Genomic DNA, 13,959 nt, shown 5'->3' with positions numbered 1-13,959 from the left:
CCCGTGCCCCACCCCGCCTGGGACCGCGTCCTGGAGGCGCTGCGCACCGGCGCCGCCCCCGCGCTGGCCGAGGTCACCTCGACGTCTCTGGGGCTCTGGCTGGTCCGCGCCACCTACATCGCGCCGCGGGTGGATCCGACGCCGCTGCTGGAGCTCGGGCACGGCAGCGCGGCCGAACTGCACGACCATCTGTGCGACCGGCTCATCCCCGCCCTGGTGAGCGCGCGCCCGCCCGCCGACGGCGCCCACCCCTTCCGGCCGCAGCACGTCTGGACCGCGGAGCAGGTCGGCCGCTGGCTCACGTACCTGTCCCGCCAGCTCACCCGCAGCCCGGAGAACCCCCGCGACATGGCGTGGTGGCATCTGGCCCGCTACGCGCCCAGCCGCTCGGTCCGGGTGTGGACCGGCATCGCGATCGGGGTCGCGGTCGGGCTGGCCTTCACGCTGCTGACCGGGATGCCGCTCGCGGGCGCGGGCATCGGCCTGCTCTCCGCGCTCGTGGTCATCATCATGATCGGCTCCTGGTTCACCGAGTCGCCCGGCCACGCCGACTTCCAGCTGCGCGGCAGGCTCTCCGAGCTTCTCCGCGTCCTCAGGGACGGGCTGGTCGTCGGAGCCCTGGGAGCGCTCGTCGGCTGGCTCATGGCCAGCCCGAGGGGCGGCACGCAGGCCGGTCTAGGGGCCGCGAGGGACATCGGCCTGCTGGCCGGCATCGGGTTCGTCGTCGTGCTCAGCCTGATCCGCTGGGTCGAGCACCCCACGACCGCCGCGACCGCGAGGTCCCCGCGCTCGACCTGGCGGGCCGACAGGAACCTGACCGTCATCCGGATCTTCAGCGGGCTCGCCGTCGGGCTCATGGGCGGATCCATCGGGCTCAAGGCTCAGCTCAGCCCGAGTGTGGCGATCGTGGGCGGGCTGTTGCTCGGGCTGCTGTTCGGGCTCATGCTGGGCAGCCACCACGCCTGGCTGGCGTACACGCTGACGATCCCCCGCCTGGCCACGAAGGGGAGGCTGCCCCTACGGGCCATGGACTTCCTGGACGACGCCCACCGGCTGGGCCTGCTGCGCACGGAGGGGCCGTACTACCAGTTCAGGCACATCGAGCTGCAGCAGCATCTCGCTCGCGGGCGCAACCTGACGTCCGGGGAGGAGCCGCAGCCGCCGTCACCGCTCCCGTGACGGCGTGCGCCGGGCTCAGCGGAACGTGCGCCGGTAGGTGTGGGGGCCGACGCCGGTGACGCGCTCGAAGCGGTCGCGGAAGGCCGTGGCCGAGGTGAAGCCGACCTGGGCGCCGATGCGCTCGACGGTGTGGTCGGTGGTCTCCAGCAGGTGCTGGGCCTGGCGGACGCGGGCGCGGTGCAGCCATCGCAGCGGGGTCGTGCCGGTCTGCTCGCGGAAGCGGTGTGGCGGCGGGAACGTTCAGACGCGCAGCAGGAGCAGGGAGACGAAGCCGAGCACGCCGCGGTAGCCGTTGAGCCACAGGTCGCGGTGCTCTTTCGCGGCGGAGAGTGCCTGCTCCCCGTCGGGGCCCGGGTTGGCGGCGGCCCAGCGCGCCAGCGACCCGGTCCACGACCATTCGTACTCGTCCCACTCCCCCAGCTCGCTGACGTGCGCGTAGACGGTCAGCCAGCCCTCGGACTCGGCCGCCGCCACCGTGCCCGCCAGGTCGCTGAACCGGCCGAGTTCCTCGACGGCCTCCGATGGGGGTCGTTCCCAGAAACCCTCGCCCACCAGCGCAAGCCCGCCGGGCCGGACGAACCGGGCGACCGCGTCCATCGTCCCCTTCAACCCGCCGAAGGCATGCGTCGAGCCCATGCAGAGCACCAGGTCGTACGGCTCGGCGGCGGCGAAGTCGGCGGCGGGCGTCGAATGCAGCGAGAGCCGGTCGGACAGGCCCCGCGCGGTGGCCGCCCGTCGCGCGGACGACAGCGCGTGCGGCGAGATGTCCACCCCGTCCGCCACAGCCGACGGGACGAGCTCGAGCGCCCGGAGCGACCATTCGCCCTCGCCGCACCCGAGGTCGAGTACGCGGGCTCCGTCCGGCAGCGCCGCCTGGCGCAGCAACCGGTCGAGGGCGGCCTCCGAGATGGGCGCGGCGATCGGATGGCCGGCATGCGCGATGGCGCTGAGCAGTTGTCGATCCATGCCGCTCATCCTCCCGTCCTCCGCAACCGGTTTTCCGACCGGTCATGGAGCATGCGGGTCACTGCTTGAGGTGGAGGATGAGTTGGACGCGGTCGCGTACGTCGAGTTTGCGCAGGATGCTGGAGACGTGGTTCTTGACGGTGCCCTCGGTGATGAACAGCCGGGCCGCGATCTCCTTGTTGGCCGCCCCGGCGGCGACCATCCTGGCCACCTCGATCTCGCGGGCCGACAGCAGCTCCTGACCGGGGAACCCGCCGGGATCGGCCCGCCCATGCCGCAGCTGGGCCACCAGGCGGGCCGCCACCGGACTGCCCAGCACCGTCTCGCCGCGACCCGCCCGTACGATGGCCGCGACCAGCTCATCCGGTGAGCAGTCCTTGAGCAGATAACCGACCGCGCCGCCGCGCAACGCCCCGAAGATGTAGTCGTCCTCATCGAACGTGCTCAGCACGATCGCCGCCACCCGCGGCTGCTCGGCGGCCAGACGGATCACCAGCTCGACCCCGTTCATGCCCGGCATCCGCACGTCCACCAGCGCCACGTCGGGATCGCACGCCCGGATCACCGTACGGCGTCCAACTCGCGCTGACCGCCTGCGCCCTGACGCTGACCGGCCTGGCCCTCCTGCTGCCGTTCGGGCGCAAGCCCCAGGCCGAAGCCGCCGAAGCCGAGGCCGGAGAGCGCGGCCGTCAGGTCCGGCAGGGCGGCGCGTACGGGACGTCTTCGCCGACGTAGCGGAGCCATGCGTCACGGGTGAGCGTGTCGCCGGTGCTCGTGCAGATCCGCCGGGCGGCCGACTTCGCGTCGGTCGTCCACAGCCGTACGGTCTGGTCGGCGCCGCCGCTGGACAGGACCGCCCCGTGCGGGCTGAACCGCACATCGTGGACGGGACCCGTGTGGCCGGCGAGCGGCTGACCAAGGGCGGCGGCCTCGGCAGGACGGGACACGTCCCACAGCCGCACAGCATGGTCGCCGCCGCCGCTGGCCAGCCTGCGGCCGTCAGGGCTGAACGCCACGGAGAAGACAGGACCGGTGTGCCCGGTGAGCGGCGAGCCCAGCGCGGCGGGCCTGGCGGGGTCGGAGACGTCCCACAGCCGCACCGTCTGGTCGTCGCTGCCGCTGGCCAGGGTGCGCCCGTCGGGGCTGTACGCCACGAAGAGCACGAGGCCGATGTGGCCGGTGAGTGGCCGCCCCAGGGGAGCGGCGCCGCCACGGCCGGAGACCTTCCACAGGCGCAGGGTCTGATCGCCGGCGGCGCTCGCCAGCGTACGGCCGTCAGGGCTGAACGCCAGCGAATGGATGCCGTTGCCGTGCCCGCGCAGGGGCTTGCCGAGCGGCACCCTCCTGGACAGGTCCCAGAGGCGGATCGTGTTGTCGTCGGCCGCGCTGGCCAGCCTGCGGCCGTCGGGATGGAACGCCAGACCGTAGACCACCCCGGTGTGCCCACTCAACGCCCTGCCGCGCAGTCTGGGACGGGCCGGGTCGGACACGTCCCACAGCCGCACGAGTCCGTCACCGCCCGCGCCGGCCAGCGTCTTTCCGTCCGGGCTGAACGCCACCACATAGATGCCGTCCCTGCCGCCGGTCAAGGGCTCGCCCAGCGGCTCTGGACCGTTCCAGATCCGGATGGTGCGGTCGTCGCCGACGCTGGCCAGGATCCGCCCGTCGGGGCTGAACGCCACCGAGGTCACGTTGCCCGTGTGACCGGTCAGCAGCGGGTGGACCTGCCAGACGCGTAGCACCCGGTCGCCGCCCCCGCTGGCCAGGGTCCTGCCGTCCGAGCTGAACGCCAGCGCGTTGACCGCCCCGGTGTGGCCGGTGAGCGGCACGCCCAGCGGCACGGGACGGGCGCGGTCGGACAGGTTCCAGAGCCGTACGGTGTCGTCGGCGGCGCCGCTCGCCAGAGTCCGCCCGTCCGGGCCGAACGCCAGCGCGTTGATCCTGTTGGTGTGGCCGGTGAGCGGGGCGCCGAGCGGTGTCCGGCGGGGCACATCCCAGAGCCGGATGGTGCGGTCGTCGCCGGCGGCGGCCAGCGTAGTGCCGTCCGGGCTGAACGCCACGGACATGACGTAGCTGCGGTGGCCGGTGAGCGGCGTGCCGAGCGGCGTCCGGCGGGCCACGTTCCAGAGCCTCACGGTTCTGTCGGCGCTCGCGCTGGCGAGGGTGCGCCCGTCGGGGCTGAAGGCCACGGCGGCGATGGTGTCGGCGTGGCCGGTCAGCGGCCTGCCGAGCGGTCGCGGCCGGGCGCGGTCGGAGACGTCCCAGAGCCTGATGGTACGGTCCCAGCCGGCGCTGGCCAGGGTCCTGCCGTCCGGGCTGAACGCCACCGTGTAGACCACGTGGTCGTGGCCGGTCAGCGGCTTGCCGAGGGGCGCGGGAGCGGCCGGGTCTGACAGGTCCCAGAGCCGTACGGTCTGGTCGCGGCTCACGCTGGCCAGGGTCCGCCCGTCCGGGCTGAACGCCAGGCTGGAGACCGTGCTTGCGTGACCGGTCAGGGGCTTGCCGAGCGGCACGGGCCGGGGGCCGGACATGTCCCACAGCCGGATGGTCCGGTCGTAGCCGCCGGTGGCCAGGGTGCGGCCGTCCGCGGCGTAGGCCGCCGCGAAGACGGTGTCGTCATGACCGGCCAGCGGAGTGGACAGGGCGGTGTTCCCGGCGGTCAGCAGCCGGGTGTAGGTCTCGTTGCCGGGTCTCATGCGGTGCGCGAGCAGGCTCAGCTGGGCGGACATCGACACGTCCGTGCCACGCAGCCGGTCGGCCTCGGCGAGGACCCGGTGGTAGACGGCGAGGTCGCGCTGCCGTCCGGTCTCGACCTGCTGCGCCACGGCCTTGCGTTGTTGCTGGACGGCGACGACCGCCGCGGTGACGGCCAGCACCGTGAGTACGGACAGCACCGCGAGGACGCCGGTCCGCCGCCGCTGGGAGCGGCGTTGACGGTGGACGGAAGCGTCGAGGAACGCCCGCGCGGCCGGGGTGAGATCGTGGTCGGGCGCGCCGGCGGCCCAGCTCCGCGTGGCCTCCAGCCGCGTCCCGCGGAAGAGGAGTGAGAGGTCCTGGCGGCCGCCCCGGTCCCACACCCCGGCGGACTCCACGAGGTCCTGGTGGGTCAGGCGGTCGGCGCGGTTCTCGCTGGTCCACCCCCGCAGCCTGGGCCAGCTGTGCAGGAGCGCCTCATGCGTGATCTCGACGGTGTGGTGATCCTGGGTCAGCAGCCGTTCCCTGGTGAACGCGTCCATCACCGCCGCCGCCTTTCCGGGATCGGGACCGGTGCCGGCCGCCTCGGTACGGAGCAGCCGCCGCCGCGTGTCCTCAGTGCCGTCCCCGATCTTGACCAGGCGCAGGAACAGCAGCCGGGCCACCGCCTGCCCGGCGGCGTCGAGGCTCGAGTACACCTCCTCGGCAGTGGCCGCGATCGCGCCCTGGATCCCACCGGTGGCCTGGTAGCCGCCCACGGTCAGCGTGGATCCGTTGCGGGAGTGCCAGCTTCGCCGCAGCGCGTGGGCCAGCAGGGGCAGGCGGCCCGCTTCGTAGCCGCCCGTATCGGCCGTGTCGGCCGCGCCGGTGGCGCCGAGGTCGCGCAGCAGCAGCTCGATGATCCCTTCCTCGAGGTCCAGCCCGACGTCCGCGGCGGGATAGCGGATGGTCTCGCGCAGCTCCTGCTCGGTCATGGCGGCCACCACGAGGGGGTTGTCGCGCAGGGCGGAGTGGAGCCGGCGGTAGTGGGTGCAGGCGGCGTAGAAGTCGGCGCGCAACCCGATCACGACGTGCGCGGCCGGCCCACCGTCCGCGCACGGGGCGGCCAGCCCGGCCAGCAGGTCGATGAACGCACTCCGCTCCGCCGGGCCCGCGCCCATGGTGAACAGCTCCTCGAACTGGTCCACCACGATCAGCACGCGCTGCCCGGCGCCGAGGAGTGCCGGGACCCGCCCGGGATCGGCGATCAGCTCGGGGGCGGGATCGGCGCCGGTCAGGATCGCGACGGCGCGGGCCAGGCGGGAGGTCAGGGTGGTCAGCGGGGTGGCGGTGGGCGTACAGACGATGTGTGGCCAGTGGGCCGAGCCGGGCAGGGCGCCGCCGTCGAGCGCGGGCAGCAGGCCCGCGTGGATCAGCGAGGACTTCCCCGCGCCCGACGGGGCTATGACCATCTGGAGGCCGCCGGTACGCGCCCGCCGGTCCAGGGCGCCGATGAGGTCGGCGACCGGTTTGTCCCTGCCGAAGAACCAGCGGGCCTGTTCGCGCCCGAACGCCGCCAGACCCGGATACGGGCACTCCTCGGCCACCGTTCCTGACGTGGTGCGGAGCGTGGAACGGGTGCGGTCGTAGTAGTGCTGGTGCTGGTCCCTCGCGACCTGGGTGACGTGCGCCTGACCGGAGGCGGTGGCCTCCTGCCGGATGCGTGGATCCGCCTGCTCGTCCGGCCTCAGCACCCCGGGCTCGTCCGGTCGCGGCACGCCGGGATCCTCCGGCCGCGGCACCCCTGGCTCGTCCTGGCCGGGGTGTCCGGGTGTGGCGCTCATTGCCCGGTGATGTGCATGTCGCCTCCGGACTGGTAGACCCGGCTCTCGTCGTGGGCGGTCGCGTTCATCTCGATCGTCCTCGGGGCGGCCGCCGGGGTGAGCCGCTCGTCGAGCAACCGGCGCAGCTCCGCGCCCGCCTCCGGCGACTGGCGCAGGAGCTGGGCCAGGCGCAGCCGCCAGGCTCCCGCCAGGGCCTCCTCGGTGTCGGTGTCACCGTCGAGGCGGGCGGCCAGCACCTGCGCGCGGACCTCGGCCAGCTCCGCCTCCAGCGGGCCGGCCTGCTCGGGGTGGAACCGCCGCCACAGCGCGACCACTGCCGTACGGGCCTGCTGCCAGGCGTCCGTGGCCATCGCCGTCACCAGCGCGGATCCCGCCGCCACTACCACTGGGTCCATCCCCGAGCCCCTAACGTCACGGATTGCCACCAGCCGATTACCGTAGGGTTCCCCGGATGGCCGGGCAAGCCGAATGACCTTTTCCGACGCCTGAGCGCCGGCCCGGTTCAGGAGGCGGTGGCCGGCGCGAGCCGGCCGCGCCGTTCCAGCCGCCCGACGGCCGCGGCGGAGGCGAGCCCCGCGGCGGCCATCAGCAGCCAGGGCAGGCCGCCCAGACCGGAGGTACGGCCGACGTCCACCAGGGCACCCGACAGCAGGTTGCCGGCCAGGATGCCGATGCCGGACAACAGGTTGTACAGGCCGTAGTAGGTGCCGATCAGGCGATCTCCGGCCATGTCGGCGATCGTGGCCATCTCGAATGGGAAGGCGACCAGCGTGCCGGCCGTGAGCAGGACCGTGCAGGCGATCACCGGCAGCATCGCCCATGGCGTCGGCAGGAGCAGATGCGCCGCGGCGGCGGGCGGCAGGAAGGCGACTCCCATGAGCGCCAGGCCCCGGCTGATCGCCCGGCCGCGGCTCCACCGGCCGGCGCACCACGAGGTCACGCGTACCTGGCCGGCGATGCCGAGCAGCGCCGAGATCGCGTACAGCGCCATCACCCCGGCGTCCCCGCCCCCGACCCGCTGCACCTGCAGGGGCAGGGCGAGATACATCTGGTACGACAACGCGTAGGAGGCGATCATCGCCGCGGCGAAGGAGACGAAGTCCCGATCGCCGAACGCCTGACGCCAGTCGCGCAGCACCGGCCGGTCTGCGCCCGCCGCCGCGCCGGACCGCGCGGGAAGACAGAGGCCCTGCAGCACGGTCAGCACCGCGAAGACGGCCGCCGCCACCAGGCACACGGTGGTGAAACCGCTGTTCAGCAGGGCCAGGCCGACGAGCGGACCGAGCAGGATGCCGCCCTGGTAGAACACGTTGAACACGGCGAAGGCCGCGACCTTGCGCTCCCCCGCCGCGCCGGCCAGATAGGCGCGGGCGGCGGGATTGAACAGCGCGCCCGCGAAGCCCGTCACGGCCGCCGCCACGAGCAGCACGGGCAGTGAGGTGCTCAGCCCGAACAGGGCGAACCCGGCCGTGCGCAGCGAGCAGCCCAGCATGATCATCGGCTTGTACCCGAGCCGGTCGGCCAGTGTGCCGCCGACCAGGAACATGCCCTGCTGGCTCAGGTTCCGCAGGCCCAGGACGAGACCGATCGTCCAGACGGCCAGCCCGGCGCCGTCCGCGAGGTGCTGGGCGAGGTACGGCATGAGCATGTAGAAGCCGAGGTTGATGCCCGCCTGGTTGATCTGCAGGACCTGGATCGGCCGGTCGAAGGAGCGGAACTGCCGCAGCGTGCCGGTCATCGCCTGCCCGCCAGCGGGTCCGCGACGTCGACGCAGCGGGTCCAGCGGCGGACCACGCGTTCTGTGGGTACGGCCAGCGGCTCGGGTTCGGCGGCGGGAACCGTGCCGAGGAGGTCGTGCGCGCGGCAGTAGTCGTCGTCGAAGATGGTGTTCCAGTACCGCCACGGCCCGTCGGGGAAGATCGCTACGACGTCCTCCCCCGTACGGGCCAGCCAGCGGGCCACCAGCGTGGCGGCGCCGGTGCTCCAGCCGCCGGAGAGGTAGTGCCTGGCCGCCAGGGTGCGGCAGGCCCACACCGCCTCGGCGGCGTTGACCCAGTGCACCTCGCTGAAGGCGTCGTAGTCGACGTTGCCCGGGTGGATGCTGGAGCCCAGCCCGCGCATGAGCCGCGGCCCGGCGGGCTGGCCGAAGATGGCCGAGCCGACGGTGTCGACGCCGACCAGCCGCAGGGCGGGAAAGTGGCGGCGCAGGACCTTGGCGATGCCGGCGCTGTGCCCGCCGGTGCCGACCGAGCACACCAGCACGTCGATGTGCGGCAGCGCGGCCAGCAACTCGTGTGCCAGCCCGGCGTAGCCGTCGACGTTGTCGGGGTTGTTGTACTGGTCGGGGCAGTACGAGCCGGGGATCTCCGCCAGCAGGTGGCGTACCCGGTCCCGGCGGGCCTGCTGCCAGCCGCCCACCGGGTGGGGCTCGTCCACGATGTCCAGCCGCGCGCCGTAGCAGGCCAGCAGCCGTCGCATGAGCGGCTCCATGCCGGGATCGCCCACCAGCACGACCGGATGGCCGAACGCGATGCCGGCCAGGGCCAGGCCGAGCCCCAGGGTGCCGCTGGTCGACTCGACGATCGTGGCGCCTGGCCGCAGGTCGCCCCTGGCGCGGGCCCGGCGGACCATGTGCAGGGCAGGACGGTCCTTGATGCCGCCCGGGTTGAAGCCCTCGAGTTTGGCCCAGAACCCACGGCCGCCCGGCACGAAAGGCTCGGAAATGAACGCGAGCGGCGTGTTCCCGACCGCGAGAGAAAGCGATGAGTATCCGGTGCTGAGAGTGTCCTGTGGGCGCGCGAAAGTTGCTTGCGATGACATGGTGAATCCCCGAAGTGAATGACGCGGCGCACGGTAAGGCGCACTTACCGCGCGGCCTGCGGAAAATGGACGACGGCAACGGCCGGGGTCCTATATGCGCAGCACACAGAGATTTTCGAGTTCGGTCGCGGCGGGCCGCGCCGCGTGCGCCGATATCGACGCTGATCCGGCGGGCGCCGGTGCCGAGGAAAGGCACACGGTCGCCGGCACGAGGAACGTCGACGCGCCCGCGGGGCTGATCGCCGAACAGTTCTGTTCGGTGCCGTGCTTGTGCCTCACCGGCAGTTCCTGGCGCAGGCACCTCGCGTCGTGCCTGGCGGGGGGCGGGCCCGCGGCCTCGCCGGCGCTGTACGCGACCTGCTCGGACAGCTCCACGGCCGCGCAGGCGCACCCATTCGCGAACAGCACGGTGATGACCATGACGAGCGCGAGACAGGCGCCCGCGACCCGTCGCCAGGCGGCCGGGGCGGCCGGGCGGCGAAGGCGAGGTGATCGGGTCGCGGGCATCACCGGGTGATAATGCCCGCGCTCCGGCGGGGCGTGCCCAGCGAATCCAAAGGTTCCAGCAAAGAACGTTCCTTCATCGGGGGCGTCGAAAGAGGCGGGCGGGCGTGGGTGCCCATCGATGACGTGGCGTTTCTCGTACGCCACGCCGACGCCGGCGAAGAAATACGGGCGCCGCGGACATGTCCGCCAGACTGACAATCCATCGGTCCGGTGAATATCGGTAATCCCGTTCATGAAAAGGGGGAGTTATCCATGACCCTGTCCAGACGCAGCATCCTCATCGGCCTCGGCGCCCTGGCGGCCGGTTTCCCGACGCCCGCGGCGGCGGTGTCTCCGCGCGGCGCGGGCCTGGCACTGCTCGCCCGCGACGAACGCTTCTGGGCCACGATCGCGCAGCAGTTCCGGGTGTCGCCGGCGTTCGTCAACCTGGAGAACGGCTATTACGGCATCATGCCGGAGCCGGTCCGGCTGGCGTACCACCGCAATGTCGACCAGCTCAACGAGCAGAACTCCCATCTGCTGCGCACCACGTACAAGGCGCGGGCCGACGAGATCCGCGACCGCGTCGCCGGCGTGCTCGGCGCGTCGAGGAACGAGATCGCCCTCACCCGGGGCGGCACCGAGGCGCTGCAGAACCTGATCGCCGGCTACAACCGGCTGCGCCCCGGAGACGCGGTCATGTACGCCGACCTGGACTACCACAGCGCCCAGTACGTCATGAACTGGCTCCCGAAGCGGCGCGGCGTCAGCGTCGTGCGGATCGACATCCCCGAGCCCCCGGCCCGCCAGGCGGTGCTCGACGCCTACGACCGCGCGCTGCGCGAGCACCCCAAGGTCAAGCTGCTGCTGCTCAGCCACATGAACAACCGCACCGGCCTGGTCGTGCCTGTGCGGGAGATCGTCGCCATGGCCCGGCGGCAGGGCGTGGACGTGATCGTCGACGCCGCCCACTCCTGGGGGCAGCTCGACTTCACCATCGACGACCTCGGCGCCGATTTCGCGGTGTTCTCCCTGCACAAGTGGATGGGCGCGCCGCTGGGGTCCGGGTTCCTCTACATCCGCGAGGGCCGCCTGCCCGACATCGACATGATGTTCGCGGACGAGACGTATCCGGCCGCCGACATCCGCTCCCGCGTGCACTCCGGCACCATGGATGTCGCCCCGATCCTCACCGTCGGCACCGCGCTGGACTACCACCTCACCCTCGGCGCCACGGTCAAGCAGGCCCGCCTGCGCTACCTGCGCGACCGCTGGGTGCACCAGGTACGCGACATCGGCAACCTGGAGATCCTCACCCCCGAGGACCCGGCCATGTACGGCGCCATCACCGCGTTCCGCGTGACCGGCCGCACCACCGAGGCCGACAACCTGGCCATCGCCGACGAGCTGATGAACAATCACCAGATCTTCACCGTCCGCCGCGGCGGCGTGGCCCGCGGCGACTGCGTCCGCGTGACGCCGGCCCTGTTCAACTCGTCGGACGACGTGGACCGGCTGGCCAAGGCGCTGCCCGGCATCGCCCGCCGCATGCGCGCCTGACGTAAGTCCTCACTTGAGGACTTGAAGTCTCCGCACGAGGAAATATGGTCTTTCGTGAGGAGGGATGATGCAGCGGACAGGTCGTCGGCCGGGGATGTCCAACACGAGGGGTCAGATCGTGGCGGCAGCCGCCGCCTCGTTCACCTCCCTCGGCTACGAGGGCACGAGCATGCGCCAGGTGGCCGCGGCCGCCGGGGTGGACCCGGCGCTGGTGCGCCGCTTCTTCGGCGGCAAGGAGCAACTCTTCCGCGCCGTGGTCGCGTCGGTGTTCCAGCCGGAGGAGGCGGTCGCCCTGCTGCTCGACGGCCCCAGGGGCAGGCTGGGCGAGCGGCTGGCCGGATACGTTCTCGGCGTGCTGGGCGAGGTGGAGCGGCCTGGCCCGCTCCTCGGCCTGCTGCGCTCCGCCGCCACCAGCGAGCCCGCCGCGGCGCTGGTCCGCGAGTTCCTGGCCGAGGAGTTGCTCGGCCGGGTCACGCGCTCGCTCGGCATGGACCACCCGGAGCTGCGGGCGGGGCTGGCCGCCGCCCACCTTGTCGGGCTGGCCGTCGCCCGCTACGCGGTGCGCGTCGACACGCTGGTCTCCGCCGGGCCCGACGAGCTCACCGCCTGGCTCGCCCCGGCCCTGCAGCGCTACCTCACCGGCAAAGCCCCCCAGTGATCAGGAGGAAGCGACACGATGGCCCGCGATGACACCGGCGAGCAGGTCTGGGATCCGTTCGGCACGTTGCGCCGGGCCCTGTGGATCGGCGGCGGCCAGTGGGCAGGGAAGTCCACCGTCGCCCGGCTGCTGGCCACCCGGTACGGGCTGACCGCCTACCACTACGACTACCACGACGCCCGCGGCCACGACGACCGCCGGATCGCCCGCCGCGTCCGGCTCGGCGAGTCTCCCGCGCCGCCCGATCCCGACGTGACCTGGGTGCGCACCACTCCAGAAGACATGGCCGCGGAGACGCTGGCCGGCTTCCCCGCCCGGTTCGAGTGGGCGGGGAAGACCTGCGCGCCCTGGTGGCGGGACGGCCCATCCTCGCCGAAGGCTGGGGGCTACGCCCACCGGAATGACGCCGGAATGACGCCGCGGGGGATCAGCTCTGGACAACGTGCCGTTCGCGTGATCTGACGGAGGAGAAGCGCCGACGATCAGGAACAGGAGCACCTGGACATGAGCGACACGTCGCGACTGCACACCGCCGGCACCACCCTGCTGGACCGGGCCCGCGAGCTGCGCCCGCTGATCGAGAGCGAGGCGGCCGCGGCCGAGGCGGCGGGCAGGCTCACCGCCCCCGTCGTGGCCGCCCTGCACGAGGCCGGGCTCTTCGGCATATGGATCCCCGCGCCGCTCGGCGGCGCCGAACTGTCCCCCAGGGAGCTCCTCGCCGTCTTCGAGGAGCTCTCGTACGCCGACCCCTCGACGGGCTGGGTGGTCATGGCCACCACTCTGGAGAACGGAACGGGCGGTGCCTACCTGGGCGACGACGCCGTCGAGCAGATCTTCACGGGCCCGCGGACGCCGCTCTTCGCCGGCCAGGGCACCCGGCCCGGGACCGCCGTACGCGAGGACGGCGGTTTCCGGCTGAGCGGCCAGTGGAGCTTCGCGTCGGGCATGCCGCACGCCCAGTACGCCCACAGCCTGGCCGCCGTCGAGGGCACCGACGAGGTCCGGATCTTCATCACCCCGATCGAGGACGTCAAGATGCTCGGCAACTGGGACGTCCTGGGCCTGCGCGCGACAGGCAGCATCGACTACGCCATCGACGGCGCCTTCGTACCGGAGTCGTATACGCACCTCTTCACCGAGAACGAGCCGTCGCGCGGCGGCGCGATCTACCGGCTCGGGGTGCTCGACCAGGCGCTGATCTGCCACTCCGGCTGGGCGATCGGCACCGGCCGCCGGCTGCTGGACGAGCTGATCCGGCACGCGGGGGCGCGGGCCGGGCGGCCCGGCCAGATCGCCGGCAGCGACGCCTTCCACGCCGGTTTCGCCCGCGCCGAGGCGCAGCTCCGCGCGGCGACGGCCCTGGTGCACGAGACGTGGGAGGACGTGGAACGCACCCTGGACGCGGGCCGGCGGCTCGACGTACGGCAGGAGACGATGGTGCGGCTCGCGCTCAACCACGTCACGTCGACGGTCGCCGAGGTGGCCAGGTTCGTCTACGCGTCGGGCGGCACGTCGGCGCTGCGCGACGGGCTGATCCAGCGGCTGTTCAGGGACGTCCACGCCGGCACCGCGCACATCACCTCGGGCCCGCAGGTGCTTCATGAGTGCGGTCGCGAGCTGGCCGGCCTCGCTCCTGACCAGTCCTGGGTGCTCTTCGCGCTGGAGTAGCGAGGATTGCCCGTCGCGTCTTTACAACGATGTAACGAACTGCTCCCGCCCTATTTACATCGTTGAAAACAACGATATAAAAAGGCTCATTACCACATGGGCAGG

General features: G+C 72.5%; 11 protein-coding genes and 3 pseudogenes. 5 read left to right on the top strand and 9 right to left on the bottom strand.

The annotated features are described in order from the left end of the window. Positions 1 to 1,179: pseudogene (locus ITP53_RS31700) on the top strand (hypothetical protein); the annotation flags it as partial. Between the two features lie 15 nt (positions 1,180 to 1,194). On the opposite strand, the pseudogene ITP53_RS31695 reads toward ITP53_RS31700, so the two are convergent. The 9 genes and pseudogenes from ITP53_RS31695 to ITP53_RS31655 form a co-directional block, all read right to left on the bottom strand. Then, positions 1,195 to 1,392: pseudogene (locus ITP53_RS31695) on the bottom strand (helix-turn-helix domain-containing protein); the annotation flags it as partial. 27 nt (positions 1,393 to 1,419) lie between these two features. Next, a complete protein-coding gene (locus ITP53_RS31690; protein WP_195899134.1) occupies positions 1,420 to 2,145 on the bottom strand; it encodes an SAM-dependent methyltransferase in 726 nt (241 codons plus the stop codon). Between the two features lie 58 nt (positions 2,146 to 2,203). Then, a pseudogene (locus ITP53_RS60510) lies at positions 2,204 to 2,725 on the bottom strand (LuxR C-terminal-related transcriptional regulator); the annotation flags it as partial. Continuing rightward, the gene (locus ITP53_RS60505) at positions 2,707 to 2,889 is read right to left on the bottom strand and encodes a hypothetical protein (RefSeq protein ID WP_195899136.1); all 183 of its coding nucleotides are present in this window, start codon (positions 2,887 to 2,889) and stop codon (positions 2,707 to 2,709) included. The gene ITP53_RS60505 and the pseudogene ITP53_RS60510, both read right to left, overlap by 19 nt. Next, a complete protein-coding gene (locus tag ITP53_RS60500) occupies positions 2,835 to 6,662 on the bottom strand; it encodes an nSTAND1 domain-containing NTPase (protein ID WP_195899133.1) in 3,828 nt (1,275 codons plus the stop codon). Before ITP53_RS60500 ends, ITP53_RS60505 begins: the two co-directional genes overlap by 55 nt. Continuing rightward, on the bottom strand, positions 6,659 to 7,057 hold the full coding sequence (locus ITP53_RS31670; RefSeq protein ID WP_195899132.1) for a hypothetical protein: 399 nt from the start codon (positions 7,055 to 7,057) through the stop codon (positions 6,659 to 6,661). Before ITP53_RS31670 ends, ITP53_RS60500 begins: the two co-directional genes overlap by 4 nt. A 107-nt stretch (positions 7,058 to 7,164) precedes the next feature. Next, the gene (locus ITP53_RS31665; RefSeq protein WP_195899131.1) at positions 7,165 to 8,400 is read right to left on the bottom strand and encodes an MFS transporter; all 1,236 of its coding nucleotides are present in this window, start codon (positions 8,398 to 8,400) and stop codon (positions 7,165 to 7,167) included. Further along, positions 8,397 to 9,482, bottom strand: a complete 1,086-nt coding sequence (locus ITP53_RS31660) for a PLP-dependent cysteine synthase family protein (protein ID WP_195899130.1) — start codon at positions 9,480 to 9,482, stop codon at positions 8,397 to 8,399. Before ITP53_RS31660 ends, ITP53_RS31665 begins: the two co-directional genes overlap by 4 nt. 90 nt (positions 9,483 to 9,572) lie before the next feature. Then, positions 9,573 to 10,223 carry a hypothetical protein gene (locus tag ITP53_RS31655; RefSeq protein ID WP_195899129.1) on the bottom strand — a complete coding sequence of 217 codons (651 nt, stop codon included), beginning with the start codon at positions 10,221 to 10,223 and terminating at the stop codon, positions 9,573 to 9,575. An 18-nt stretch (positions 10,224 to 10,241) separates the two neighbouring features. Here ITP53_RS31655 and ITP53_RS31650 point away from each other — a divergent pair, with 18 nt between their 5' ends. The 4 genes from ITP53_RS31650 (at position 10,242) to ITP53_RS31635 (ending at position 13,854) form a co-directional block, all read left to right on the top strand. Beyond that, entirely contained in the window at positions 10,242 to 11,528 is a 1,287-nt protein-coding gene (locus ITP53_RS31650) for an aminotransferase class V-fold PLP-dependent enzyme (RefSeq protein ID WP_195899128.1), read from the top strand. 94 nt (positions 11,529 to 11,622) lie between these two features. Further along, positions 11,623 to 12,186 carry a TetR/AcrR family transcriptional regulator gene (locus ITP53_RS31645; protein WP_207756670.1) on the top strand — a complete coding sequence of 188 codons (564 nt, stop codon included), beginning with the start codon at positions 11,623 to 11,625 and terminating at the stop codon, positions 12,184 to 12,186. An 18-nt stretch (positions 12,187 to 12,204) separates the two neighbouring features. Next, entirely contained in the window at positions 12,205 to 12,648 is a 444-nt protein-coding gene (locus ITP53_RS31640; RefSeq protein WP_207756669.1) for a hypothetical protein, read from the top strand. Between the two features lie 42 nt (positions 12,649 to 12,690). Beyond that, the gene (locus ITP53_RS31635; RefSeq protein ID WP_195899126.1) at positions 12,691 to 13,854 is read left to right on the top strand and encodes an acyl-CoA dehydrogenase family protein; all 1,164 of its coding nucleotides are present in this window, start codon (positions 12,691 to 12,693) and stop codon (positions 13,852 to 13,854) included. Positions 13,855 to 13,959 lie beyond the last annotated feature (105 nt).

Origin of the sequence: Nonomuraea cypriaca (assembly GCF_015645445.1) — a bacterium.
Classification (GTDB): domain Bacteria; phylum Actinomycetota; class Actinomycetes; order Streptosporangiales; family Streptosporangiaceae; genus Nonomuraea; species Nonomuraea cypriaca.
The sequence above is the reverse complement of the archived record's forward strand: the minus strand, read 5'-3'. Positions and strand labels throughout refer to the sequence as shown.

What these genes read in the sequence shown, in the direction of transcription:
- ITP53_RS31690 (WP_195899134.1), bottom strand. Translation starts at nt 2,145, where the DNA reads ATGGATCGACAACTGCTCAGCGCCATCGCGCATGCCGGCCATCCGATC.
- ITP53_RS60505 (WP_195899136.1), bottom strand. Translation starts at nt 2,889, where the DNA reads ATGGCTCCGCTACGTCGGCGAAGACGTCCCGTACGCGCCGCCCTGCCG.
- ITP53_RS60500 (WP_195899133.1), bottom strand. Translation starts at nt 6,662, where the DNA reads ATGAGCGCCACACCCGGACACCCCGGCCAGGACGAGCCAGGGGTGCCG.
- ITP53_RS31670 (WP_195899132.1), bottom strand. Translation starts at nt 7,057, where the DNA reads ATGGACCCAGTGGTAGTGGCGGCGGGATCCGCGCTGGTGACGGCGATG.
- ITP53_RS31665 (WP_195899131.1), bottom strand. Translation starts at nt 8,400, where the DNA reads ATGACCGGCACGCTGCGGCAGTTCCGCTCCTTCGACCGGCCGATCCAG.
- ITP53_RS31660 (WP_195899130.1), bottom strand. Translation starts at nt 9,482, where the DNA reads ATGTCATCGCAAGCAACTTTCGCGCGCCCACAGGACACTCTCAGCACC.
- ITP53_RS31655 (WP_195899129.1), bottom strand. Translation starts at nt 10,223, where the DNA reads ATGAACGGGATTACCGATATTCACCGGACCGATGGATTGTCAGTCTGG.
- ITP53_RS31650 (WP_195899128.1), top strand. Translation starts at nt 10,242, where the DNA reads ATGACCCTGTCCAGACGCAGCATCCTCATCGGCCTCGGCGCCCTGGCG.
- ITP53_RS31645 (WP_207756670.1), top strand. Translation starts at nt 11,623, where the DNA reads ATGTCCAACACGAGGGGTCAGATCGTGGCGGCAGCCGCCGCCTCGTTC.
- ITP53_RS31640 (WP_207756669.1), top strand. Translation starts at nt 12,205, where the DNA reads ATGGCCCGCGATGACACCGGCGAGCAGGTCTGGGATCCGTTCGGCACG.
- ITP53_RS31635 (WP_195899126.1), top strand. Translation starts at nt 12,691, where the DNA reads ATGAGCGACACGTCGCGACTGCACACCGCCGGCACCACCCTGCTGGAC.